The 24,247-nt window shown below is 70.8% G+C and carries 15 protein-coding genes; 11 read left to right on the forward strand and 4 right to left on the reverse strand.

From position 1 onward, the window contains the following. Position 1: 1 nt before the first annotated feature. Together PS467_RS35040 and PS467_RS35045 are read right to left on the reverse strand one after the other, a co-directional pair. Complete coding sequence (locus tag PS467_RS35040; RefSeq protein WP_311038575.1) at positions 2-919, reverse strand: hypothetical protein; 918 nt, start codon at positions 917-919, stop codon at positions 2-4. A 142-nt stretch (positions 920-1,061) separates the two neighbouring features. Further along, on the reverse strand, positions 1,062-8,411 hold the full coding sequence (locus PS467_RS35045; RefSeq protein WP_311038576.1) for an SDR family NAD(P)-dependent oxidoreductase: 7,350 nt from the start codon (positions 8,409-8,411) through the stop codon (positions 1,062-1,064). Positions 8,412-8,662: 251 nt separating this feature from the next. Between PS467_RS35045 and PS467_RS35050 the strand changes: the two genes are divergently transcribed. Together PS467_RS35050 and katG are read left to right on the forward strand one after the other, a co-directional pair. Further along, complete coding sequence (locus PS467_RS35050; protein WP_268975707.1) at positions 8,663-9,109, forward strand: Fur family transcriptional regulator; 447 nt, start codon at positions 8,663-8,665, stop codon at positions 9,107-9,109. A 24-nt stretch (positions 9,110-9,133) separates the two neighbouring features. Beyond that, positions 9,134-11,353, forward strand: a complete 2,220-nt coding sequence (gene katG, locus PS467_RS35055) for a catalase/peroxidase HPI (RefSeq protein ID WP_311038577.1) — start codon at positions 9,134-9,136, stop codon at positions 11,351-11,353. Positions 11,354-11,445: 92 nt separating this feature from the next. On the opposite strand, the gene PS467_RS35060 is transcribed toward katG, so the two are convergent. After that, positions 11,446-13,041: a monocarboxylic acid transporter gene (locus tag PS467_RS35060; RefSeq protein WP_311038578.1), complete on the reverse strand. Its 1,596-nt coding sequence runs from the start codon at positions 13,039-13,041 to the stop codon at positions 11,446-11,448. Further along, positions 13,038-13,433 carry a DUF485 domain-containing protein gene (locus PS467_RS35065; RefSeq protein WP_268975710.1) on the reverse strand — a complete coding sequence of 132 codons (396 nt, stop codon included), beginning with the start codon at positions 13,431-13,433 and terminating at the stop codon, positions 13,038-13,040. The genes PS467_RS35060 and PS467_RS35065 overlap by 4 nt, the downstream gene beginning before the upstream one ends. Before the next feature lie 535 nt (positions 13,434-13,968). Here PS467_RS35065 and PS467_RS35070 point away from each other — a divergent pair. The 9 genes from PS467_RS35070 (at position 13,969) to PS467_RS35110 (ending at position 24,242) form a co-directional block, all read left to right on the forward strand. Further along, entirely contained in the window at positions 13,969-15,357 is a 1,389-nt protein-coding gene (locus PS467_RS35070) for an L-lactate MFS transporter (protein WP_311038579.1), read from the forward strand. A 3-nt stretch (positions 15,358-15,360) separates the two neighbouring features. After that, complete coding sequence (locus tag PS467_RS35075; protein ID WP_268975713.1) at positions 15,361-15,501, forward strand: MFS transporter small subunit; 141 nt, start codon at positions 15,361-15,363, stop codon at positions 15,499-15,501. Between the two features lie 142 nt (positions 15,502-15,643). Beyond that, positions 15,644-18,607 (forward strand): sensor histidine kinase, encoded by a 2,964-nt coding sequence (locus PS467_RS35080; RefSeq protein WP_311038580.1) that lies wholly within the window; start codon positions 15,644-15,646, stop codon positions 18,605-18,607. Between the two features lie 30 nt (positions 18,608-18,637). Then, the gene (locus PS467_RS35085) at positions 18,638-19,087 is read left to right on the forward strand and encodes a roadblock/LC7 domain-containing protein (protein WP_268975716.1); all 450 of its coding nucleotides are present in this window, start codon (positions 18,638-18,640) and stop codon (positions 19,085-19,087) included. A 16-nt stretch (positions 19,088-19,103) separates the two neighbouring features. Then, a complete protein-coding gene (locus PS467_RS35090) occupies positions 19,104-19,715 on the forward strand; it encodes a DUF742 domain-containing protein (RefSeq protein WP_311038581.1) in 612 nt (203 codons plus the stop codon). A 327-nt stretch (positions 19,716-20,042) separates the two neighbouring features. Continuing rightward, entirely contained in the window at positions 20,043-20,879 is an 837-nt protein-coding gene (locus PS467_RS35095; protein WP_311038582.1) for an endo alpha-1,4 polygalactosaminidase, read from the forward strand. Positions 20,880-21,044: 165 nt separating this feature from the next. Beyond that, entirely contained in the window at positions 21,045-22,373 is a 1,329-nt protein-coding gene (locus tag PS467_RS35100; protein WP_311038583.1) for an ABC transporter substrate-binding protein, read from the forward strand. Positions 22,374-22,383: 10 nt separating this feature from the next. Continuing rightward, on the forward strand, positions 22,384-23,334 hold the full coding sequence (locus PS467_RS35105; RefSeq protein WP_311038584.1) for a carbohydrate ABC transporter permease: 951 nt from the start codon (positions 22,384-22,386) through the stop codon (positions 23,332-23,334). Beyond that, entirely contained in the window at positions 23,331-24,242 is a 912-nt protein-coding gene (locus PS467_RS35110) for a carbohydrate ABC transporter permease (RefSeq protein ID WP_311038585.1), read from the forward strand. The genes PS467_RS35105 and PS467_RS35110 overlap by 4 nt, the downstream gene beginning before the upstream one ends. Positions 24,243-24,247 lie beyond the last annotated feature (5 nt).

Raw genomic sequence — 24,247 nt, forward strand, 5'->3', positions numbered from 1 at the left:
CTCACTTGGTGCTGAAGCGCAGGACCGCGCCATCCCCGGTGACGGCGACGGCGCGGACGGTGACCGTATCGCCGCCCGCATCGCCGAACGATCCGGTTCCGCCGGACGTCAGCGTGAGCTGTCCCGCGCCGCCCTCGGGTCCGCCGTTGCTCACCTTGGCCTTGGTCTCCGTGAGCGATACGCGCACCCGCCACGCGCGGAGCGGGAAATCCACCTGCTTCGTCACCAGGATCTCGCACCTCCCGTCCGCGCAGGCGCCGGTGTCCGAGCCGTCCGCGGCCTTGGGCAGCGGTTCGGGCGGGGCGCACGGGGGCGCGGCGCGGTAGGCGGCGAAGAGTTCCGGCTCCTTGGCGACCACGGTCGACAGCCCCGGCGCGGGCCTCTTCAGGGACTCGATCAGCTTGCCGACACGTTCGGCCCGGTCGACCGAGTCCTCCGCGGGGCTGGTGAAGCCGCTGTTGTCGGTGAGCGCGGTGACCTTCGGGCGGATGGTCGCGACCTGCTCGGCCAGGCTGTCGTGCAGCCGGTCCGCGGCGGCGATGCCCGACGACGGCACGCCGCCGAGCTTCTCCGCGACCTCGTCGAGCGACGAGGAGGTGCTCGACAGGTAGCCCATGGCGGTGAACTCGGGCCCGATCAGCGCGTCCTCGGGCGGATCGGTGATCTCCTCGATCTCGTCCGCGCTGTCCGCCTTCACCGTCTCGTAGAGCTTGGTGGCCGCACACATCCGGCCGGCCCAGGTCACCAACGCCCGGCTGGGCCCGGCGGCCTTCGACGCGCTCGCCGAAGGCCGCCGGGCCGAGTCGCCCAAGTCCTCGGTGTCCGAGGCACATCCGCCGACGGCCAGCGCCGCCCCCACCGCCAGCGTGACCCCGACCGCCAGCCCGGCCACGCGTCCCATCCCCGTCGTCACCGGCATGGTCCATCCCCTCTTCCCGCTGCTTCGGCCTCGGCCCGCAATCCTGCCGCCGGGGCTCCGGGACCCCTCCCCGCCGTTTCGGTATCACGGGAACCGGGCCGCCCCACTCGTCAGTGGGAAAACGTGCCGGGGGAGTGCGGGGTCACGCGCCCCGCCTGATACGTCCGAGCAGGCGCGGGGCGAGCTGCCGGACGCCGGTCGCGGTGACCAGTTCCATCGACGGTACGACGCAGCCCAGCCTGCGTTGCAGTACGGAGCTCAGCTCGGCCGCCATCAGCGATTCCAGCCCGAGCTGGTCGAGCCGGGTGTTCGGATCGATCCGCTCCGGCGTGGTCTGGAGCACCGTCGCCAGTGCCGAGACCAGCACATCGGTGACGATGCCCAGCGCTTCCGGCTCGGCCACCGAGCGCACCCGCTCCGGCACGTTCCCCTCGGCGTCATCGACGGTGGCCTCCCGCGCGGGCAGCACCTCGGTGAAGCGCGGCGCGGCGACGGTGGGAAGCAGTTTCGCGGTCTGCGACCAGTCCGTGTTCCCCACCATGATGACGTCCACGTCGGGATCGGTGATGAACTCCCCCAGCAGCCTGGTGGCCGCTTCCGAGTCGAGTTCCCCGAAACCGGCCTGTCGCATGGTCTCGGCCATTCCGGCACGGTCGACATAGCCGGTGTCGGAGATGGCGCACCACTGCACGGCCAGCCCCGGCAGCCCCGCCGCCCGGCGCTGCCGGATGATCGCCTCGCCCGCCAGGTTGCCCGCGGCGTAGGTGCTCTGCCGCAGGTTTCCGGCGAGCGCGGAGATGGAGCTGTAGAAGACGAAGAAGTCCAGCGGCAGATCACGGGTGACCTGGTCCAGATGGGCCGTCCCGGCCAGTTTCGGGCTCACCACCGCCCGGGTCCGCTCGTCGTCGAGTTCCACCGCGACGGCGTCGTCGAGAACGTCGTCGAGCACCATGGCGGAGTTGATGACCCCCCGCAGCGGACGCCCGGTGGCCTCGATGGCGTCCACCAGCCGCCGGGTCGCGGCGGGGTCGGTGATGTCGGTGGCGTAGGCGGTGGCCGTCGCCCCTTCCGCCGCGATGCGCTCGATGACGGCACCGGCTTCCGGGTGGGCGGCGCCACCGCGGGAGGCCAGGGCCAGGTGGCGCGCCCCGCACCGGGCCAGCCACAGGGCGGTGGCCGCGCCGAACCCGCCCAGCCCGCCGGTGACCAGATACGTCGCCTCCGGATCCAGGGCGACGGGTGGCCGCGGTATCCGTACCGGGACGGGTTCCGCCGGGTCGAAGGTGATGACGATCTTGCCGATGTGCCGGGAGTCCCGCAGCAGCGCCATGGCCTCGGCGATCTGGTCCGCGGGGTAGGTCATATGGGGCAGTGGCCGGTAGACCCCGGCCCCGACGCGTTCGGTCAGTTCGGCGATCAGCCGCTCGGCCACCTCGCCGTCGCCCTTGAGGAGGCTGGTGAGGTCGACCCCGAAGAAGGCGAGGTCCCGGCTGAACGGCCGCAGAGCGAGCGCGTTGTCGGCGAGCACATCGCGCTTTCCGAGTTCCACGAACCGGCCGTGCGGGCGCAGCAGTTCCATACCGCGGCCCAGCGCTTCCCCCGCGACCGAGTTGAGCACCACGTCCACTCCGCGGCCCGCGGTGATCTCGCGGACCTCGTCGGCGAAGCCGAGGCCGCGCGAGTCCAGCACATGGCGGTAGCCGAGCAGGCGCAGGAGCTGACGTTTGGCGGGGCTGCCCGCGGTGGCGATGACCGTGGCCCCGACGTGTTCGGCGTACCGCAGCGCGGCCAGCCCCACCCCGCCGGCCGCCCCGTGGACCAGGATCGTCTCCCCCGGGCGGAGCCGGGCCAGGTAGTCGAGGCCGTAGTGCACCGTGGCGAACACCGTCGGGATGGTCGCGGCCTCGGTGCACGACATGCCCTCGGGGACCGGGATGGTGAGCCGGGCGCGGCAGCGCAGATGGGAGGCGAGGCTTCCGGCGTGCGGGACCATCACCCGGTCGCCGACGGCCCGGTCGGTCACCCCGGTCCCGACGCGGACCACCACGCCCGCGCATTCGCTGCCCAGCAACGGGACGCCGGTGTCCGGGGTCTCGGCCATGGGCGGCACCAGCCCCCGGGAGACCATGACGTCGGCGTAGTTGAGCGCCGCCGCCCGAACCTCGATGACCACCTCTCCCGGGCCCGGTTCGGGTACGTCCACCGCCGTCCAGGCCAGTCCGCCGTCCGGCATGGCCAAGGCGAAGGGGCGGACGGGGTGGGTGGCGGTCCGGCGCTCGGCGACCCGTGGCACGAAGCGCCCGCCCGCGGTGAGCACGACCTCGTCCTCGTCGGTCCCGGCGAGCAGCTCCGCGCAGACGTCCGCCGCGGTGGCACCGGGGGTCACCGCGATCCTGCGAACCCTCAGCAGCGGGTTCTCACTGGTCAGGGTGCGCGCCTGGGCCCAGGCGGCGGCCGGGGCGGGCCGTTCGGGGACCGCGGTGTGCTCGCCGCCGGTCAGGACCCAGGCGTGCACGTCGCGGTGTTCCGGCAGCGCCTGGCAGGCGGTGACCATCGCCCTGAGGACGGCCGCCTGCCGGACCACCAGCTCGACGGTGTCCTCCCCTTCGCCACCGGACCCCTCGCCACCGGCCGCCTCGCCACCGGGTCCGTCGTCAGCGGTCTCGTCGCCGAGCAGCACCAGGATTCCGGTGCTCTCCTCGGTGCTGGCGAGGGCGGCGCCCCAGCGTGCGGCGTCGTTGGAGGCGTCGAGCCGGGTCACCGTGCGGCCCAGCGTGCGCAGCCGCGCCGCCACGGCGTCGGGCAGCTCCCCGATGCCGTCGGCGCCGATGCCGTCGGCGACCACGAGGAAGTGGCCGGGCGCGGTGTCCGGGGGCGTGGGCGCGGGCGCAAGCGGTGCGCGTCCGGCCCGGTCGGCGAAGAGCACCGAGCAGGTCGGGTCCGCCCCGAGCTGGGCCACGCCGTCGAACCCCGCGGAGCGCAGCACGTCGGGCCACTGCTCGCGGGCGAGCAGGATGTCCTCGCGCAGGTCCGTGTCGGTGAAGTCGTCCGCCGACGCCAGCAGCCCGTAGCAGGGGGCGAAGAGGTCGTTGTCGTGGAACTCCACGGCGAGCAACCGGCCGCCGGTGTCCAGGAGTTCGCGGACATGGCCGAGGGCCCGGCGGACATCGGTGGTGGCGTGCAGGACGTTGGCGGCGATCACCAGGTCGAAGGATCCGGTGGCGAAACCCTGTGCGGCGGGGTCCCGGTCCAGATCCAGCGTCCGGTAGTCGAGGAAACGGTGTTCGGCGAACCGGTTGCGGGCCCGGGGGAAGAACGCGCTGGAGACGTCCGTATAGGTGTAGGTGGTGCGAGCGGCGGGCAACCGGGGCAGCAGCCAGGCGGTGGTGGACCCGGTACCGGCACCGACCTCCAGGATGCGCAGCGGCCGGTCCGCGGGCCAGGCTTCGACCAGCCCGGTGATCAGCTCCCTGGCGATCCGGTTCAGGTACTGGTGTCCCACGGAGGTCGTGTAGTGCAGTTCGGCGAGGCGTTCGGTGTCCGAGAACAGCAACCGCATCGGGTCCACGTCCCCCGTGAGCACCCCGGCCAGCTGCGGACCGCACCGCGCGTACATGAGCACGTCCGGCGCCATGGCGGGGAAGTCCCGCAGCAGTTCGGAGACCAGCCGCCGCGGTTCCGGGCTCCGGCCGAGGACACCCTCCCGTTCGGCGAGCGACCTCAGCCTGTGGTGCAGCCGCCGGTTGCGCGGCCGCGCGCCCGCCGCCTCCAGCTCGGCGAGCGCGGCCACCACGAAGTGGGCGGTCAGGTGTTTGACGCGGCGGACGAAGGAGTGGCTGTCGTGCCGCCGCAACGCCGTGGTCAGCGCCTCGATCTCGGCGGTGCGCGCGGCGGCGAGCGCGGTGGCGGACGGCAGTCCGGCCGGTCCGGTGGCCCCGGGCAGCGGGGCGGCCCGGAGCGTAGTGACGATGCGGTGGACGCCGCTCGCCGCCCCCTTGTTCCTGCGCACCGTGACACCGCCCAGTTCCATGGCGACGGTGCCGTCCGGGTCCGCGATGGTGATGTCCACCACCGCCTCCCGCAGCGACAGGCCGCGGGTCCGTACCAGCGCCACTCCCCGGTCGGCGGGGGTGCGCCAGAGCCGGACCCGCTCGAACCCGGCCGGCAGGAACTGGTGCACCTGCCCGTTCTCGACCTGCGGGAACAGCGCCCAGATGGCCTGAAGCGCGCAGTCCACCAGGGCCGGGTGGACGTGGAACCCCTGGGCCCCGCCCGGGTTGGTGTAGTCGACGAGCACGGTGTCGTCGCCGACGGCGAGCCGCTGGACACCGCGGAAGGCGGCTCCGTACGCCAGCTCCACCTGCCGCATCCGCGCATAGTGCGCGTCCCCGGAGACCTCGCTCGTCGCGGCCTTCCGGATGCCCGGCACGTCCAGTGGCGCCGGGGGCCCGCCGGGCAGCCGGCGCACCCGCCCCCGGGCGTGTTCCTGCCAGTCCTCGTCGCGCCGGCGGGAGGCCACCCGGGCCACCTCACCGGAGAGCCAGGTCTGCACGGTGACGTCCATGTCCGGGTCGTCCCACGGCAACACCAGCGCCTTGCCGATGTCCAGGCCGGTGATCTCCACCTCGCCCTCCCGTACGATCCGGCCGGCCGCGAGGGCCATCTCCAGATACGCGGCACCCGGCATCACCACCGCCCCGCTGACCCGGTGGTCGCCGACCCAGCCCAGCCGCGACGGCTCCACCGGGGTCTGCCACGTGGGTTCCACGCTCGGCAACCGGTCCCCGAGCAGGGCGTGCCCCGACGCCTGACCGGCACCCGACCGCGCGGACCACCAGTCCGGGGCGCCGTTGAAGTGGTGTTCCCGCTGCCATGGATAGGCGGGCAGCGGCACCACCCGGCCGGGCACCGGGAACCAGGTGTCCCAGTCGACCTCGGCCCCGGCCGCCAGCACCGTGGCGCAGGTGGTCCGCAGCGCGTCCGGGCCGGGAGCCCGGCGGACCAGTGTGCCGACCGTGGTCACCGGCCGGTCCGCGGTGGCGCACTGCTTGCGCAGATAGCCGCGCAGCACCGGATGCGGGCCGATCTCCACGAGCGTGCCGCAGCCGTGCTCCTCCACCAGCGCCCTGACGGCGGATGCGAACAGCACCGGTTCCCGGACGTTGCGCCACCAGTACCCGGTGGTGAGCTGGGTGCCCGGCAGGGTGCCACCGGTGACCGTGGAGACGAACGGCACCGATCCGGCGTGGGGCGCCAGCCCGGCCAGCGCCGTGTGCACCCGGTCCCGGATGGGGTCCATCGACCGGCTGTGGAAGGCGTAGTCCAGGTCCAGGTCCCGGAAGAAGACGCCGCGGCGCCGCAGTTCGTCGCCCAGCGCGGACAGTTCCTCGGCGTTTCCGGCCAGGGTGACATCGTCGGGGCTGTTCACCGCGGCCAGCTCCAGACCGCTGCCGGTGAGCAACTCGGCGATCCCGTCGGCCGGGAGCCCCACCGCCGCCATCCGCCCGCCGCCGGCCGTCGCCACCTGTGCGAGGCTGCGTTCGACGGTCACCCGGCAGGCCGTCGCCAGGTCCAGCACCCCGCAGGCGTACGCCGCGGCCACTTCACCCACCGAATGCCCCGCCACCGCGGCGGGCCGGATGCCGCGCTCCGCCAGCAGTGCGGTCAGGCCGACCTGCACCGCGAACAGCAGCGGTTGGGCGACCTCGGTGCGCTCCAGCTCCGGTGCCGCGGAGCGCAGCGCCGCGAGCACCGACCAGCCCAGACGCCCGGCCAGCTCCGCGTCCACCTCGGCGACCGCGTCGCGGAACGCCGGTTCGGTGTCCAGCAGATCCGCGCCCATGCCCGCCCACTGGGCGCCGTTGCCGGAGTACACGAACGCCACCGGGCCCGCACTCGCCCCCGCGGCCGCGCCCCCGGGCACGGGCGTGCCCTGGGCGACCGTCTCCAGCAGGGTGGCGGCCTGGTCGGCGCTGTCCGCCAGCACGGCGACCCGTTCGCGGTGGTGCCCGCGCCGGAGGCAGCTGGTGAACGCCAGGTCGTAGAAGGAGCCCGGCTCGCGCAGCCGGGCGGCCGTCCGGCGGACGGCCTCGGTGAGCGCCTCCGGGGTGGCCGCCGAGACCAGCACCGGCAAGGACGCCGTCTTCGGTGGCGCGGGCACGGAAGGTGCGGGCGGTGGCCCGAGAACGGCGTGCGCGTTGGCCCCGCCGAAACCGAACGAGTTGACCGCCAGCGCGCCCGCCTCCAGGGGCCGTGGCGCGGTCACCGGTTCCAGGCCCCATGCGGAGAAGTCGATGGCGGGGTTGAGCGGTTCGGCGTGCAGCGACTCCGGGATCACCCCGTGGCGCAGCATGAGCACGGCCTTGAGCAGACCGGCGATGCCCGCCCCGGACTCCAGGTGGCCGACGTTCGACTTCACCGAGCCGACGGGCAGCGGCGTACCGCGGTGCATGCCGAGGGCCCTGCCCAGCGCCTGGCACTCCAACGGGTCGCCCACCAGCGTCCCGGTGCCGTGGGCTTCCACATAGGACACGTCCTCCGGGCGCACTCCGGCCCGCCGGTGCACCCGACGTATCAGGTGTTCCTGCGCCTCCGCGCTGGGCAGCGACAGACCGGGGGTGCGCCCGTCCGAGCCCACTCCGGTGCCGAGGACCACGGCGTGCACGGTGTCCCCGTCCCGCCTGGCGTCGGCGAGGCGCTTGAGCACCACCACCGCGCCGCCCTCGGCGCGCACGTATCCGTCGGCGTTCGCGGAGAAGGGGCGGCAGCGGCCGCTGCGGGACTGCATGGACGCCTTGGAGAACCCGACGAAGTCGCCCGGGTTCAGCAGCAGATTGATACCGCAGGCGAGCGCCACCTCGCCGTCCCCGGCGCGCAGCTGTACGCACGCCTGGTGCAGGGCGAACAGGGACGAGGAACAGGCGGTGTCCACCGCCATGGACGGGCCCCGCAGATCGAACAGGTGCGAGATCCGGTTGGCGGTGTTGCACAGCGCCGAGCCCGCGATCGTGTACGCCGTGATGGTCTCCGGGTGGGCGGACTGGAGCTGGCCGTAGTTGCCGTTGCTCACCCCCACGTAGACCCCGGAATCCGTGCCGGCGAGCGTCCCCGGATCGACACCGGCGTCGTCGAGGGCCTCCTGGGCCATCTCCAGCAGCAGTCGCTGCTGCGGGTCCATCCGGCTCGCCTCCCGGGGCGACAGCCCGAAGAACGCGGCGTCGAAACCGGTGATGTCCTCCAGGAACCCGCCCGCGGCCGAGTACGTCTTGCCGGGACGCCGTGGATCGGGGTCCACGAAGCGGCGTGTGTCGAACCGGTCCGCCGGTACCTCACCGACCAGGTCGCGCCCCGTGGCGAGCGCGGCCCACAACTCCTCGGGGTCGGTGATGCCCCCCGGTAACCGGCAGCTGAGCCCGATGATGGCGATATCGTCGGATCGCTCGGCACGAGCGAACGGGGCAGCGGTCCGTATGTACTTCTTCTGTTCTGACATCCCGGCCGAGAGTACCAACGCGGCCCGGTGACCTGCGGACGTGTGCTTCGCCTCGACGGCAATGGCTTCTACGCCGGGCTTTTTCGCAGCGCCAAGCGCCTCCGAGTCCGGCTGAGCCCGTCCGAGCCCGTCCGAGCCACCACCCGGACGGCATAACGGTGCATAATCGGGCAAAAATTGTCCGCGTGGCGCCAAACTTGAATCTGTCGTTTCTCTGTACCGTTCGCCTTCATGAGGGTAGGTTCGGCGCCATGACCGCATCCCAGACTCCGACCACTGCCGAGGAGCTGCGCGGTGCCGGCCTGCGGGTGACGGCCGCCCGCATCGCGCTGCTCGAGACCGTCCGGGACGGTGACCATCTCGGCGTCGAGGCGATCGCCTCCGGAGTGCGCGACCGCGTAGGCCATATCTCCCTCCAGGCCGTGTACGAGGGCCTCCACGCACTGACCGCGGCGGGCCTCGTACGCCGCATCGAACCGGCCGGCGACCCCGCCCGGTTCGAGGGACGGGTCGGCGACAACCATCACCATGTCGTGTGCCGATCGTGCCGCGCCGTCGCCGACGTCGACTGCGCGGCGGGTGAGGCGCCCTGCCTGACCGCGTCCGACGACCACGGCTTCGCGATCGACGAGGCCGAGGTCATCTACTGGGGCCTGTGCCCCGACTGTTCGAGCGCCACCAGTTCCTGCGCACCATGATCCGCCCAGTTCGGAAGGATTCCCATGTCTGAGAACCATGAGGCAATCGTCGTAGACCCCAAGACCGACGGGGAAGGGGGCTGCCCGGTCGCGCACCGCGCACCGCACCCGACTCAGGGCGGCGGCAACCGTCAGTGGTGGCCGGAGCGGCTCAACCTGAAGATCCTGGCCAAGAACCCACCCGCGGCGAACCCCCTCGATGAGGAGTTCGACTACGCCGAGGCCTTCAAGAACCTCGACCTCGCCGCCGTGAAGCAGGACATCGCCGAGGTGCTCACCACCTCGCAGGACTGGTGGCCGGCCGACTTCGGCCACTACGGCCCGTTCATGATCCGTATGGCGTGGCACAGCGCGGGCACCTACCGGATCAGCGACGGCCGCGGTGGCGCCGGCGCCGGCCAGCAGCGCTTCGCCCCCCTCAACAGCTGGCCGGACAACGCGAGCCTGGACAAGGCCCGCCGTCTGCTGTGGCCGGTGAAGAAGAAGTACGGCCAGAACATCTCCTGGGCCGACCTGCTGATCCTCACCGGCAACGTCGCCCTGGAGTCCATGGGCTTCACCACCTTCGGCTTCGCCGGCGGCCGCGAGGACGTCTGGGAGGCCGAGGAGGACGTGTACTGGGGCCCGGAGACCACCTGGCTCGGCGACGAGCGCTACTCCGGCGACCGTGAGCTGGAGAACCCCCTCGGCGCGGTCCAGATGGGCCTCATCTACGTCAACCCGGAGGGCCCCAACGGCACCCCGGACCCGATCGCCGCGGCCCGCGACATCCGTGAGACGTTCCGCCGGATGGCGATGAACGACGAGGAGACGGTCGCCCTCATCGCGGGCGGTCACACCTTCGGCAAGACCCACGGCGCGGGACCGGCCGACCACGTCGGCCCCGACCCCGAGGCCGCCCCCATGGAGCAGCTGGGCCTGGGCTGGCAGAGCACCTACGGCACCGGCAAGGGCGCCGACGCCATCACCTCCGGCCTGGAGGTCACCTGGACCAGCACGCCCACCCAGTGGAGCAACGGCTTCTTCGACAACCTCTTCGGCTACGAGTGGGAGCTGACCAAGAGCCCGGCCGGCGCCCACCAGTGGCGGCCGAAGGACGGTGCGGGCGAGGGCACGGTGCCGCACGCCCACGACTCCTCGAAGAAGATCGCCCCGAACATGCTCACCACGGACCTGGCGCTCCGCTTCGACCCGATCTACGAGCCGATCTCCCGCCGCTTCCACGAGCACCCCGAGGAGTTCGCGGACGCCTTCGCCCGCGCCTGGTTCAAGCTGACCCACCGCGACATGGGCCCGAAGTCGCTGTACCTCGGCCCGGAGGTGCCGCAGGAGACCCTGCTGTGGCAGGACCCGCTGCCGGAGGCCGAGGGCGAGCCCATCGACGCCGCGGACATCGCGGCCCTGAAGGCCAAGCTCCTCGACTCGGGCCTGAGCGTGTCGCAGCTGGTGTCCACCGCGTGGGCGTCGGCCTCGACCTTCCGGGGCAGCGACAAGCGCGGCGGCGCCAACGGCGCGCGCATCCGCCTCGAGCCGCAGCGCGACTGGGAGGTCAACGACCCCGACCGGCTCGCCGCGGTCCTGCGCACCCTCGAGGGCATCCAGCAGGAGTTCAACTCCGGCGCCAAGAAGGTGTCCCTGGCCGACCTGATCGTGCTCGGCGGCGCCGCCGCCGTGGAGAAGGCCGCCAAGGACGCCGGGTACGACATCGAGGTGCCGTTCACCCCGGGCCGTGTCGACGCGACCGAGGAGCACACCGACGCGGAGTCCTTCGCCGCGCTCGAGCCGACCGCCGACGGGTTCCGCAACTACCTCGGCAAGGGCAACCGGCTGCCGGCCGAGTTCCTGCTGGTCGACCGGGCCAACCTGCTGACCCTGAGCGCCCCGGAGATGACCGTCCTCGTCGGTGGCCTGCGCGTCCTGGGCGCGAACCACCAGGAGTCGCCGAACGGCGTCCTCACCGAGACGCCCGGGGTGCTGACCAACGACTTCTTCGTCAACCTGCTCGACATGGGCACGGTGTGGAAGGCCACCTCGGAGGACCAGACCGCGTTCGAGGGCCGCGACCGGGAGACGGGCGAGGTCAAGTGGACCGGCACCCGGGCCGACCTGGTCTTCGGCGCCAACTCCGAGCTGCGGGCGCTCGCCGAGGTCTACGCGAGCGATGACGCCAAGGAGAAGTTCGTCAAGGACTTCGTCGCGGCGTGGGTGAAGGTGTCGAACCTGGACCGGTTCGACCTCGTCTGACCCATCTGACAGCTGACAGGGACGTCCGGGCCGGTCCGGACGTCCCTGCGTCATGCGGGCCCAGCGCCCTGGGCCACATCGGCCCGGGGCGACTACCCCTGCGAACCGATGCCGGTCAGCGACCGCACTTCCATCTCCGACTGCTTCGCGGAGTCCGCGGGCCGCTTGCTGAGGACCGTGCCGAGGAACCCGCAGAGGAACGAGAGCGGGATCGACACCAGACCGGGGTTGGTGAGCGGGAACCAGTGGAAGTCCACGCCCTTGATGACCGCCGTGGGACTGCCCGAGATCGCCGGCGAGAAGATGATGAGCACCAGGCCGGAGCCCAGACCGCCGTAGATGCTCCACAGCGTGCCGGTGGTGTTGAAACGCTTCCAGAACAGTGTGTAGAGAATCGTCGGCAGATTGGCGGACGCGGCGAGCGCCAGGGCCAGTGACACCAGGAAGGCCACGTTCTGGCCGTTGGTGACGATACCGCCGACGATGGCCAGGGCACCGATCACGAGCGCCGTCAGCCGCGCGACCCGGATCTCGGACCGCGGATCGGCCTTTCCGTTCCGGATCACGTTGGCGTACACGTCATGGGCGAACGAGGCCGACGCGGCCAGGGTCAGACCGGCCACGACCGCCAGGATCGTGGCGAAGGCCACCGCGGAGACGACACCCAGGAGCATCGCACCGCCGATCTCGAAGGCGAGCAGCGGCGCCGCGGAGTTCTCCCCGCCCGGCGCGTTGACGATCCGGTCCGAACCGACCAGAGCGGTGGCGCCGTACCCGACGATCAGGATCGACAGGTAGAAGATGAACATCGACCAGGAGCACCAGACCACCGACCGCCGGGCCTCCTTGGCGTCCGGCACGGTGTAGAAGCGCATCAGCACGTGCGGCAGGCTGGAGATGCCGAGGACCAGCGACAGCGACAGCGAGACGAAGTCGAGCTGGTCCATCGAGTTCTTGCCGTACCAGCCACCCGGGTTGAGCAGATCCCCGCCCAGCGGGCTGTTCTGCGCGGCCTGATCGAGGATCGCCGAGAAGCTGAACCCGAACTTGCCGATGAGGAACACGCTCATGAAGGTCACGCAGAGCAGCAGCAGACCCGCCTTGATGATCTGCACCCAGGTCGTGCCCTTCATGCCGCCCACCAGGACGTAGAAGACCATGACCACGCCGACGCCTGTGATGACCAGGGCCTGCCCGGTCTTGCTGGTCACGTTGAGCAGCAGGGCGATCAGACCACCGGCGCCGGCCATCTGGGCGAGCATGTAGAAGAACGTGATCACCAGCGTGGAGTTGGCCGCCGCCGCGCGCACCGGGCGCTGTTTCATGCGGTAGGCCATCACATCGCCGACCGTGAACCGCCCGGTGTTGCGCAGCCGCTCCCCGACGAGCAGCAGGGCGACCAGCCAGGCGACAAGCCAGCCGACGGAGTAGAGGAACCCGTCGTAGCCGTGGACGGCGATCGCCCCGGAAATACCGAGGAAGGACGCCGCGGAGAGGAAGTCACCGGAGAGCGCGATACCGTTCTGCACGCCGGTGAAAGCGCTTCCCGCGGCGTAGTAGTCGGATGTCGTCGAATTCCTGTTGGTGGCCTTGTAGACGATGTAGAGCGTAATGAGAACGAAAACGAAGAATACGCTCAGGTTGATGATCGGGCTGCCGGTCGTGGAGGCTGCGATCTGCACTGTCATTTCTTGCCGACTCCCGCCAGCTCGTGGATCCGGTCCACCTGAGGATCGAGTTTCTTACGCGCGTAGCGCCGGTACGTCAAGACGATCAGCATCGTCGACACGAACTGGAGCAGGCCGAAAACGGTGCCGATGTTGACCGCGCCGAACAGCTTGCGGCTCATAAACTCGTGGTCGTAGGCGGAGAAGAGCACGAAGGTCATGTACCAGCACAAGAAGAAGGCGCTCATGGGGAAGACGAACCAGAGCAGTCTCCTGCGGAGCAGCTTGAACTCCGGGCTCTGCTGAATCGCCTGGAAATCGGGCTCCCCGATGTCGTCACCGCGGTCGGCGAACCCCGGTCCGGCGGCCCGCTCGGATGGCCTGGCAGCGGGAGGTCGCACCGCATTGTTCATGGTTGTCTCCGGGGTTTTTCTGACGAGGCGTCCTTCGGAGCGCCCGGCTCGGGCGGCGGGGACGGGCAACCGGCGGCCCTTGACGCGGCAAGTGTAGTGAGGCGCCGTACGCAGTCAACGCCGCCCCCGGTGCTCGTCCGCCCAGGTGGACGCGTGAGACGGCGGGCATCCGGTTCAGGTGTCATCTCGGTTACGGTAAGGGGCCGCCGCGCCCCATGCTTTGTCGCATCCCTTCCGTGTTGTCCCCTTTGAAAGGAGGTCAGAGGATGACAGACGATCAGCAACGCATCGTTGCGGGACATTTCCGGGCCCGGCGTTGTGTCCCAAGTGGCCCCACTGATAGAACCTCCCCTCGTGCAGAACGTCCCATCGTGCGCGAGCACGGGTGCAGTGGACGCGCCACTGGGCAGTGAGTCTGCCGCTGGCATATGACGACTGCTCCGCGCTCGCCACTCCCTCCCCCGAGGTGTTAGAGAGTACGGTCAGGAATGCAGTCTGCGGGGGTGTTCCCGAAGAGCCGGAGGTAGGTTGATCTGTGGGTTTCCTCGATCGCTCTCGCATCATCGCCGAGCCGGGCTGGAATCGTTGGCTGATTCCGCCGGCTGCGCTCGCGATTCACTTCTCCATCGGCCAGGCGTACTCCTGGAGCGTTTTCAAGACACCCCTGGAAGATTCCCTAGATATTTCGGGGACGGCTAGCGCCCTCCCCTTCCAGATCGGCATCCTGGTGCTGGGACTCTCTGCCGCGTTCGGTGGAACGCTGGTCGAGAGGAAAGGACCGCGATGGGCCATGTTCGTGGCGCTCGTGGCCTTCTCGTCGGGATTCCTGATCGCCGCACTCGGTGTCGCCACGAGCAGTTACTGGCTGGTCGTGCTCGGGTACGGCGGCATCGGCGGCGTCGGCCTCGGTATCGGGTACATCGCACCGGTGTCCACCTTGATGAAGTGGTTTCCGGACCGGCCGGGCATGGCCACCGGCACGGCGATCATGGGTTTCGGTGGCGGTGCGCTGATCGCCTCTCCCTGGTCCACCGAGATGCTCAAGGCGTTCGGCAGCGACACCAGCGGTATCGCGCAGGCGTTCCTGGTGCACGGCCTGGCCTACGCCGCGTTCATGTCGCTGGGTGTGGTGCTCATCCGGGTGCCACCGGAGGGCTGGCGGCCGGCCGGCTGGACGCCTCGCGACGACGCCGGGAACAAGCTCGTCACCACCGCGAACGTATCGGCGAAGAACGCGGTGAAGACCCCGCAGTTCTGGCTGCTCTGGGTCGTGCTGTGCATGAACGTTACTGCTGGTATCGGGATCCTGGAGAAGGCCGCCCCGATGATCCAGGACTTCTTCCAGGACACGGACAGCCCGGTGAGCGCGACCGCCGCCACCGGGTTCGTCGCGCTCCTGTCCCTGGCCAACATGGCCGGTCGCTTCGTGTGGTCCTCGGTTTCCGACGTGGTCGGCAGGAAGAACATCTACCGCGTGTACCTGGGTGTCGGCGCCCTGCTCTACCTCACCATCATGCTCGAGAAGGACAGCAGCACCGTGTTGTTCGTCGTCTCGACCATGGTGATCCTGTCGTTCTACGGCGGTGGCTTCTCCACCGCACCGGCCTACCTCAAGGACCTGTTCGGCACCTACCAGGTCGGCGCGATCCACGGCCGGCTGCTGACCGCCTGGTCGGTCGCCGGGGTCGCCGGGCCCCTCATCGTGGACTCCATCGCGGACGCCGCGCATGAGGACGGGCACACGGGGCCGGGTCTGTACTCCTTCTCGTTCTCCCTCATGATGGGATTGCTCGTCATCGGCTTCATCGCCAACGAGCTGGTACGTCCGGTGAATCCGAAGTTCCATGAACCGGAGTCGGCGAGCTCGAAGGAGTCGGCGACGCCGGAAGAAGACCCCGATCCCATCCCGGCAGAGAGGCGGTAAACCGTGACGGACGCAGACGGCCCCGCGCCGAAGGCGACGACGAGTTCCCCCGTCGTGCTGGTCGTGGCGTGGCTCTGGGTGGCCATTCCGTTTCTGTACGGTTTGTATGAACTCGGCGTGAAGAGTAGCAAGTTGTTCGAGTGAGGTAGGCCGCGCCGGCGCATCGCCGCATCGATGCGCCGGCGCGCTGCCGGGTGTTCGACTTCCCCTTCCGGGGAAATCCCAGGAGAAACGGCATCGTGATACATCCCTGTGGGCAAGCCGGTCCGAGCGCGGAGCGCGTCTCATGACCCCGGGCAGGCATGCGGCCGCGCGCGATCGCTCGCCGTCGTGGTGGGCCGGCGTCGTGGAGTGGCGGAACTGGCGGCTGCCGGTGAAGCTGGGTGCCGTTCTGGTGGTGCCCGCCCTGCTCGCCGTCGCCTTGGGCGTCGTGCAGATCCAGCGCGACGTCGAACGCGCGAACACCTACGCGGACATGCAGCGGCTGGTCGAGCTGCGCGGTGAGCTGATGCCGTTGATCGGCGATCTCCAGATGGAACGGACCATGTCGGCCGAGCGGCTGCGTGGCGGTGCGTCCACCCACGAGGCCATGCTCCGGCAGCAGACCGGGCGCGTGGACCGCGCTCAGGCCGCCGTCGCCCGGACCATGAAGCGGGCACCCCGGCTCGAGGGGGCCTCGGCGCTCCGTTACCACGACGCGGTCAAGCTTCTGGACGGGCTGTCCGCCCTGCGCCGGCAGGTGACGTCCAAGGAGATCAGCTCGTGGACCGCGGTGAACGACTACAGCGAGATCATCAACGGTCTGCTCGACCTGGACCAGGCACTCGGCAGCCGGTTCGGTGAACCCAAGCTGTCCGGGACGGCGACCGCGCTGTACGACCTCGAGGTGGTCCAGGAGCAGGTCCACCTCCAGCATGTGATCGTGCTGGAGGGGGCCGAGCCCGGCAAGCTGGATGATGGCCGGCTCCTCAGGGCGCTGGCCGAGTCCGCGATCCGCATGGGGGACAAGCTGGGCGACTTCCGGGCCGTGGCCACCGAGGCGGAGAAGCGGGCCTACCAGCGGACGGTCACCGGCCCGGAGGTCGAGCGGCGCGCTCAGTTGCTCAATGCCGCGTTGTACCAGTCGGCGCGGTCGGAGCAGCCGGGCATCGGGCAGAACGGCACCGGGGACGCGACGCGGTTCTCCGTCCGCGACTGGAACAGCAGTTCGGAGCGGACCGGAGCGCTCATCGACACGGTGGCGAAGAGCCTCGCCGACCGGCTCCGGGTGACCTCCGCCGATCTCCAGGACCAGACGAGCGACCGGGCCGGCGCGGAGTCCGTGCTGCTCTTCGCCGTGCTCCTGCTCGCCCTCGCCATCGGCATCGGCATCGCCCGCCATCTGCTGCGTTCGCTCACCATCCTTCGCTTCACCGCGCTCGACGTGGCCGAGCGGCGGCTCCCGGAAGCGGTGTCGAGCATCCGCGAGGGCGAGGTGTCCACCACGTCGATCAGCGCGGTGCCGGTCCACACCACGGAGGAGTTCGGACAGCTGGCCAGGGCGTTCGACGCGGTGCACGGGCAGGCCGTGCGGCTGGCCGCCGAGCAGGCCGCGCTCCGTGGCGACCTGCGGGACACCCTGGTCAACCTCTCCCGGCGCAGCCAGAGCCTGGTGGACCGGCTGCTGCGGTTGATGGAGGAGCTCGAGCTGCACGAAGAGGACCCGGACCAGCTGGCCAGCCTCTTCAAGCTCGACCACCTGGCGACCCGTATGCGGCGCAACAACGAGAACCTGATGGTCCTGTGCGGCAGCACACCGGTCCGCCCCTCCGAGCAACGCGTGCCACTGGACCGCGTGTTGCGGGCCGCGGTCTCCGAGATCGAGCACTACCAGCGTGTGGTGGTCGAGCCCGTTCCCTCCGTCGAGGTGATCGGGTACGCTGCCGGTGACCTGGCGCGAATGGTCGCTGAGCTGCTGGACAACGCCACCGCGTTCTCCCCGCCCGAGACCCAAGTGGTCATCAGCAACACACTGCGCCCGGACGGTTCCGCACTGATCGAGATCCACGACGAGGGATTCGGGATGAGCGGTGCCGAATTGGCCAAGGCTCATCGGCGCGTAGCGGGGGACGCATCCGTGGAGGTACCTACGTCCCGCCAGATGGGCCTATCGGTCGTCGGCCGGCTGGCCCGCCGGCACGGCGTCACCGTGGAGCTGATATCGGACCGGGCCACCCGTGGCGGACTCCGGGCCGGTGTGCTGGTCCCGGCCAAGCTGATGCTGACCGACAAGCCCGCCCTCGCGGGCCGAGCAGGTTCACTGCCCGTCAGGCAGACCTCCGCCCAGGCCTCCGAGCCGGTGCGGACCCGCCCGGAGGCCGGCGGTGCCACCGCCGCACCGCTGCCGCGCCGCGCCCCCGACCTGGCCCGCTCGATACGCGGCGGTGACACCCCGGCGGTTTCCGGGCGCGGCGAACGTCCCCTGCCGAGCCGCCCCGGTTCCCCGCGGGCGTTCGCCGACCCCCAGCAGACCAAGGGACTGCCGCGCCGGAAGCCCGGCGGCGGGGCCGGCCGGCCCACCCCCTTCGGCGAGGACGCGCCGAAGCGGATCGGCGGCCGCCCCGGCACCGGCGGCGCACCCGTGAACGGCCGCGCCGCCGCGGCCCCCGGGCAGCCGCTGGTGCCACCTCAGCGGTCGCGTCCGGCCCCTCCGGAACAGGGCGCCGCTGCCTCGCCGTGGTTCGCGCCGACCGCCTCCGGGGAGGCACCGACGGGCCCGCGTGGCGAGGAGCGGCCCGCCGGGCGGACGCCCGCCGAGCGGCAGCCGGCCGAGCGGCGGTTCACCGAGCGGCAGCCGGCCGAGCGGAAGCCGGCGGACCACCCTCCGGCGTCCGGACTTCCCCGGCGGCCCGTTCCGGCTCCGCCCGGGTCCCCCCAGGAGAGCCGGCCGGGGCCCGCGGGCGACCGTCGCCGCGCCGACCAGGAGCCGTCGGGCGGAGCGCAGTCGGCCGGCCGCCCCCAGGCCGAACGTCCCCAGGCAGAACGGCCCCAAGCCGAACGTCCCCAGGCCGAACGCACCCAGGCCGGGCTGCCCCGGCGGGTGCCGCGCCAGAGTCCGGCACCGGACCGGGCCAAGCCCCCCGCGCCGGACCCGGCCAAACCGCGTGCCGCCGGGGACGAGGCGGCCGCGCGGGTGGACGCCGGCCGCACCCACAGGTTCCTCAGCAACTACCAGTCAGGCATCCGTCGGGCTCACCCCGACGAGACGTAAGGGCTCAGCGAAGATGGACAGGAAGAACCCATGACCTCACCCCACCTGCGGGAGGTGAGCCAGTTCGGATGGCTGGTCACCAACTTCACCGAGCGGGTGCCCAATGTGGCACACGCCGTGGTGGTCTCGGCCGACGGACTGTTGCTCACCGCCTCGAACGGGCTGGCGGACGATCGTGCCGAGCAGGTCGCCACCATCGCGGCGGGGGCCATCAGTCTGATCCAGGGCGCCGCCCAATGCCTGATGACCGGTGATGTGCGGTCGTCCGTCATCCAGATGCAGTACGGAAACATGCTGCTGATGTCGATCAAGGACGGCTCGTGCCTCGTGGTGCTGGCGGCGCCGGACTGCGAGATCGGTCAGGTGGCGTACGAGATGACGGTCCTGGTCGATCAGGTCGGCGAGATGCTGACCCCGGAACTACGCGCCGAGCTTCAGGAGTTGAATCTCCAGGGAATGCATCGGACAGCAGTCAAATAGGCCGGACGGGGAGATCATGAGCACCGGTGAGGGCCCTTCCGGGCAGGGATCTCGGAGAGAACAGGGGGCGGAGGACGAACAGACTTTCGCCGATGTGCTCAACGCCTTCAGTTTCGGCAAAGGGCGACGCGGGCGGAAGGCGTCTCGCTCCGGCGGGACGCCCGAGCCCCCGTCCCCGGCGGAGACCGAGGACGTCCGGCCGGAGAGCCGCGCGGAATCCTTCCCGCGGACGCCGCCGGAGCGTGAGCAGTCGGACGGCTGGGAGTCCGAGCACGATGAGAGCCAGGGCCCGGCCTCGCTGGTGCGTGCCTACTCATGGACGCGCGGGCGGACCAGGTCCCACCATCACTTCGAGGTCGAGACCCTGGTGACCACCACCGAGCTGGGGCACCGCTCCACCGACGTGGTGCAGGCGGACCACTACCCGGTGATCGCGCTGTGCCAGGAGCCGCGGTCGGTGGCCGAGGTGGCGGCCATGCTCTCGGTGCCGCTGGGCGTGGCCAAGGTCCTGCTCGGCGACATGGCGGAACGCGGGCTGATCGTCGTGCACCGGACGCCCTCCGCGGAGGGCGAGGTCCCGGACCGCGCCCTGATGGAGCGGGTGCTGGTGGGGCTTCGACGGATCTAGCGAAAGGCGCCGGAACCGCGCCGCCCTCTGCCGGAGAGAGTGCTCTCCGGCAGAGGGCGGCGCGGTTGTCGTTGATGCCTGGAATGTTCCTCGGCGAGCGCGCACTCGCTGATCGCTTGTGCGCGTTCGAAGCCAATATTGAGCAGTTTCAAACTCTTGACGTGGCTCGACCTGATCGGTTTACTCCCTGACACGCCGATGTCACGTAATCGGCGGCAGAGGTACGCCCAGCCGGTATGCGGCCCCGCCGCGAGCCCGGACCAAGTCGCCAGGTCGCTGTCTGCGACCGAGGCGGGGCCGTGCCCCCGGATCATGGAGCTCTCAGCGATGAGCCTGAACCGTATGCGCATCCGCACCACCCTGGGCGCCGCCGTGGCCTGCGCCGCGGCCGCCACGGTCGGTTTTCTCGCCCCCGGTACCGCCTCGGCCTCGGCCGCCGCGGTCACCCTTCCGCCGGTGCACGCCGGCTTCGACTACCAGATCGGCGGGGCGTACACCCCGCCGGCCGGGGTGCGGGTGGTCAGCCGCGACCACAGCGCCTCCCCGGCCTCCGGCCTGTACAACATCTGTTACATCAACGCCTTCCAGACCCAGGCCGTCGGCGACCCCGGCGGCCCGGACGACTGGGACCAGGACCTGTTGCTGAAGGACGGCGACGGCGAGGTCGTCATCGACCCGGACTGGGACGAGGCGATCCTGGACATCACCACCGACGCGAAGCGGCGCAGCATCGCGGACAAGATCAAGGTCCAGATCGACGAATGCGCCGCCAAGGGCTTCAACGCGCTGGAGCTCGACAACTTCGACACCTACACCCGGGAGGTCGTCGAGGGCCGGATCACCGCCTCGCACGCCCAGACCTACATCCGCATCCTCTCCGCCTACGGCCATGACAAGGGCCTGGCCGTCGGCCAGAAGAACACCGTGGAACTGGCCCCGAACCACACGGCGAACGGCCTGGACTTCGCCATCGCCGAGGAGTGCGGCAGCTGGAACGAGTGCTCCCGGTACCTCTCGGCGTTCGGGAACCACGCCATCTTCATCGAGTACAAGGACGCGGGCATGAAGAAGGCATGCCAGTACGGTGACCGGGTGAGCGTCGTGCAGCGTGACGTCAACGTCTCACCCGCGGGCAGCAGCGGCTACGTCCGCAAGACCTGCTGAAACCCCGCCCCCGGCGGGCACGCCACCCCCCACGCTCGACTCCGGGGGGCCGGGTGCGCGGGACGGTCCCCGTCCCGCCCCGGCTCCCCGGCCTGCCGCGGCCATGCCCGGACCGCCATGCCGTTCCGAGGGCGCCGCTCATTCATTGATCAACTGGAGGCAGACATGGACGCGGTTCATCGCGTGCGCGGCGGCCCGTCCCGGCGTGACGTCCTGCGGGGCGGTGGTGCGCTGGCGCTCACCGGCGCCGCGGGTGCGGCGGTGGCCGGATGCGGTACCGGCCTGGGGGTGGACTCCGACGGAGTCGTCCACATCGAGGTGTGGCACGGGCAGACCAGCTCCGCGCTGAACGTGGTCAAACGGCTCGTGGCCGACTTCCACCGGAGCCACCCGAAGATACGCATCGATCTGAGCGGCGGGGTGCTGGCGGACGACATGCTCCAGAAGGTGATGGCCGGTCTGGTGGCCGGCTCCCCGCCCGATGTCGCCTACATCTTCGGCTCCGACCTGGCCAGCGTCGCCAGAAGCTCCCAGCTGGCGGACATGACGACGGTCGTGGAATCCGGGCAGGTGCCCTGGAAGCAGTACTGGCCCGCCGCCCGGGACGGCGTCACCGTCGACGGTGTGGTCCGCGCGGTGCCCGCGGTGCTGGACGCGCTCGCCGTGGTGTGCAACAAGACGCTCTTCCACCGGGCCGGACTGGACCTGCCCGCGCCCGGCTGGACCTGGCAGGACTTCGTCGAAACCGCCAGGAAGCTGACCGACCGCGGCAAGGGCACGTTCGGCACCGGCTGGCCCGCCGCGGGCGACGAGGACACCGTGTGGCGGATGTGGCCCATGATCTGGGATCTGGGCGGGGAGGTCATCGACGAGGACACCCGGCGGATCGGGTTCGCGGGCGAGCCCGGCATCCGCGCTCTGGAAGTGCTCCAGGCGCTCGCCCAGGACAGAAGCGTCTACGTCGACCCCAAGCCCGGTGGCGAGCAGATGTACCAGGCGTTCGCGTCCGGCCGCCTGGGGATGGTCGCGACCGGCCCCTGGCAGCTGCCCGACATCCGCCAGGCCGAGATCGACTACCACGTCGTCCCGCTGCCCAGCTTCAGCGGCAGACCGGTGACCATCTCCGGCCCCGACACCTGGAGCGTGTTCGACAACGGCTCCGCGCGTCTGAAGGCCGCCCGGACGTTCGTCGGCTGGCTCATGCGGCCCGGACCGGCGTACCTCTGGGACACCGGGGTGGGCAGCCTGCCGCAGAGCCGGCCGGCCGAGCGCCGGCCGCGGTGGCGGGCGCACGCGGCCGAGGTGCCCGGTCTGTCGGTGTTCACCGAGGCGCTCCGGACCGCCCGGGTGCGTCCCGTCGACCGGGCCTACCCCAAGATCTCCATGCCGTTCGGCGAGGCCATCACCGCCGTCCTGCTCGGGAAGAGCACACCGGCCACGGCGCTGCGGCGATGCGCCGACGAAGCCAACGCCGCCATGGCCACGGTGCGTTGAGGAGCTCCACATGTCCCGTCTGCCCACCCCCATCACCCTTCCGGACGTGACGCCACCGGCCGGTCCGGCACGCCGCCGACGCCGCCGGGAAGCCGCCACGGCCTGGGCGTTCGTCCTCCCCTCCGTCCTGGTCATCCTGGGCCTGAGCGTCATCCCCGTCCTGTGGTCACTGCTGCTGTCGTTCCAGTACAGCGACCTCCTCACGCCGAGCGTCTGGGTGGGCTGGGACAACTACCGCCAGCTGGCCGACGATCCGCAGTTCGGGCAGGCCGTGCGCAACACACTGGTCTACACGGCGCTGTACGTGCCGCTGAGCATCGGCCTGGGGCTGTTCCTGGCGCTGGTCCTCAACCGCCGCATCCGGTTCGTCGGCCTCTACCGCACCCTGCTCTTCGTGCCGTTCGTGGTCTCGGCCGCCGCCCAGGGCGTCCTGTTCGCCTTCATCCTCGACCCGGAGTTCGGCGCGGCCAACTCACTGCTGCACCGCATCGGAGTCTCCCCCCAGGGCTTCCTGTCCGATCCGGCCCAGGCCCTGCTGGTCCTGGTGGGCATCTCCCTGTGGAGCGGCACCGGCTTCTGCGTCGTGATCTATCTCGCGGCGCTCCAGGACGTCCCCCGGGAGCTCGTCGAGGCCGCCACCCTGGACGGTGCGGACCGCCGGCACGTGCTGCGCCATGTCACCCTGCCCACCATCGCACCGGTCAGCGTGTTCCTGCTGCTGTGGCAGACGATCACCGCCCTCCAGGTGTTCGACCTGGTGTACGTGACGACGAAGGGCGGGCCGCTCGGATCCACCACCGTGATCGTCTACTTCGTCTGGGAACAGGCGTTCCGGAACTTCACCGCCGGCTACGGGGCCGCGGCGGCCTACGTCCTCGGCGCCGCCCTGCTCCTGATCGCGGCCGGGACCCGTCTGGTCCGGCGCCGCGAGGACCGCCGTCTCAAGGGAGCCACGTCATGACGGACCTGTCCCACCTCCCGGGGAGGACCGCCGACCGGCTCCGGCCGGCCGGCCGGACCTCCGAAGAGCCCGTGGCCCGCCCACGGCGCCGGCTCCGGCTGCCGTTCAGCCCGTGGCATCTGCTGCTCGCTCCGCTGGCGCTGCTCTTCGCCGTACCGCTGATCTGGCTGGGGCTCAGCTCCGTAATGAGCGACGCGGAGATCAACCGGTTCCCGCCGGCGCTCTGGCCCTCCGGCATCGACCTGGACGGCTACCGGTACGTCCTGGGCAACGCGATGTTCCCGCGCTGGTTCGCCAACTCCCTGATCGTCTCGGCCGTCGCGGTCGTCTCGAACCTGCTGCTCGGAACGCTGGGCGGATACGCCTTCGCCCGGATGCGGTTCGGCGGGTCCCGGGTGCTGCTGGTGCTGATGCTGGCCACCATGGCCATCCCGTTCCAGCTGACGATGATCCCGACCTTCCTGGTCATGCGGAAGCTGGGACTCACCGACACCCTCGGGGCGCTGATCGTCCCGTCGCTGGTGACGCCGTTCGCGGTGTTCCTGCTGCGGCAGTTCTTCCTCTCCCTGCCCAGGGAGCTGGAGGAAGCCGCCTGGATCGACGGGTGTTCGCGGCTGCGGGTGCTGTTCCAGATCGTGGTCCCGCTGTCCCGCCCGGCGCTGAGCACCGTCGCCGTCCTCACCTTCCTCACCACCTGGAACGACCTGTCGTGGCCGCTCATCGCCCTGAACCACGAGGCCAACTACACCCTCCAACTGGGCCTGACCACCTTCCGGGGACAGCACCACACCCAGTGGTCGGCCGTGATGGCGGGCAACGTCATCACCGTCCTGCCGGTGCTGCTCGCCTTCCTCGCCGCCCAGAAGACCTTCGTCCGGTCGATCACCTCCACCGGCCTCAAGGGCTGACCACG

Origin of the sequence: Streptomyces luomodiensis, assembly GCF_031679605.1 — a bacterium.
GTDB lineage: Bacteria > Actinomycetota > Actinomycetes > Streptomycetales > Streptomycetaceae > Streptomyces > Streptomyces luomodiensis.

What these genes read in the sequence shown, in the direction of transcription:
- PS467_RS35040 (WP_311038575.1), bottom strand. Translation starts at nt 919, where the DNA reads ATGCCGGTGACGACGGGGATGGGACGCGTGGCCGGGCTGGCGGTCGGG.
- PS467_RS35045 (WP_311038576.1), bottom strand. Translation starts at nt 8,411, where the DNA reads ATGTCAGAACAGAAGAAGTACATACGGACCGCTGCCCCGTTCGCTCGT.
- PS467_RS35050 (WP_268975707.1), top strand. Translation starts at nt 8,663, where the DNA reads ATGACCGCATCCCAGACTCCGACCACTGCCGAGGAGCTGCGCGGTGCC.
- katG (WP_311038577.1), top strand. Translation starts at nt 9,134, where the DNA reads ATGTCTGAGAACCATGAGGCAATCGTCGTAGACCCCAAGACCGACGGG.
- PS467_RS35060 (WP_311038578.1), bottom strand. Translation starts at nt 13,041, where the DNA reads ATGACAGTGCAGATCGCAGCCTCCACGACCGGCAGCCCGATCATCAAC.
- PS467_RS35065 (WP_268975710.1), bottom strand. Translation starts at nt 13,433, where the DNA reads ATGAACAATGCGGTGCGACCTCCCGCTGCCAGGCCATCCGAGCGGGCC.
- PS467_RS35080 (WP_311038580.1), top strand. Translation starts at nt 15,644, where the DNA reads ATGACCCCGGGCAGGCATGCGGCCGCGCGCGATCGCTCGCCGTCGTGG.
- PS467_RS35085 (WP_268975716.1), top strand. Translation starts at nt 18,638, where the DNA reads ATGACCTCACCCCACCTGCGGGAGGTGAGCCAGTTCGGATGGCTGGTC.
- PS467_RS35090 (WP_311038581.1), top strand. Translation starts at nt 19,104, where the DNA reads ATGAGCACCGGTGAGGGCCCTTCCGGGCAGGGATCTCGGAGAGAACAG.
- PS467_RS35095 (WP_311038582.1), top strand. Translation starts at nt 20,043, where the DNA reads ATGAGCCTGAACCGTATGCGCATCCGCACCACCCTGGGCGCCGCCGTG.
- PS467_RS35100 (WP_311038583.1), top strand. Translation starts at nt 21,045, where the DNA reads ATGGACGCGGTTCATCGCGTGCGCGGCGGCCCGTCCCGGCGTGACGTC.
- PS467_RS35105 (WP_311038584.1), top strand. Translation starts at nt 22,384, where the DNA reads ATGTCCCGTCTGCCCACCCCCATCACCCTTCCGGACGTGACGCCACCG.
- PS467_RS35110 (WP_311038585.1), top strand. Translation starts at nt 23,331, where the DNA reads ATGACGGACCTGTCCCACCTCCCGGGGAGGACCGCCGACCGGCTCCGG.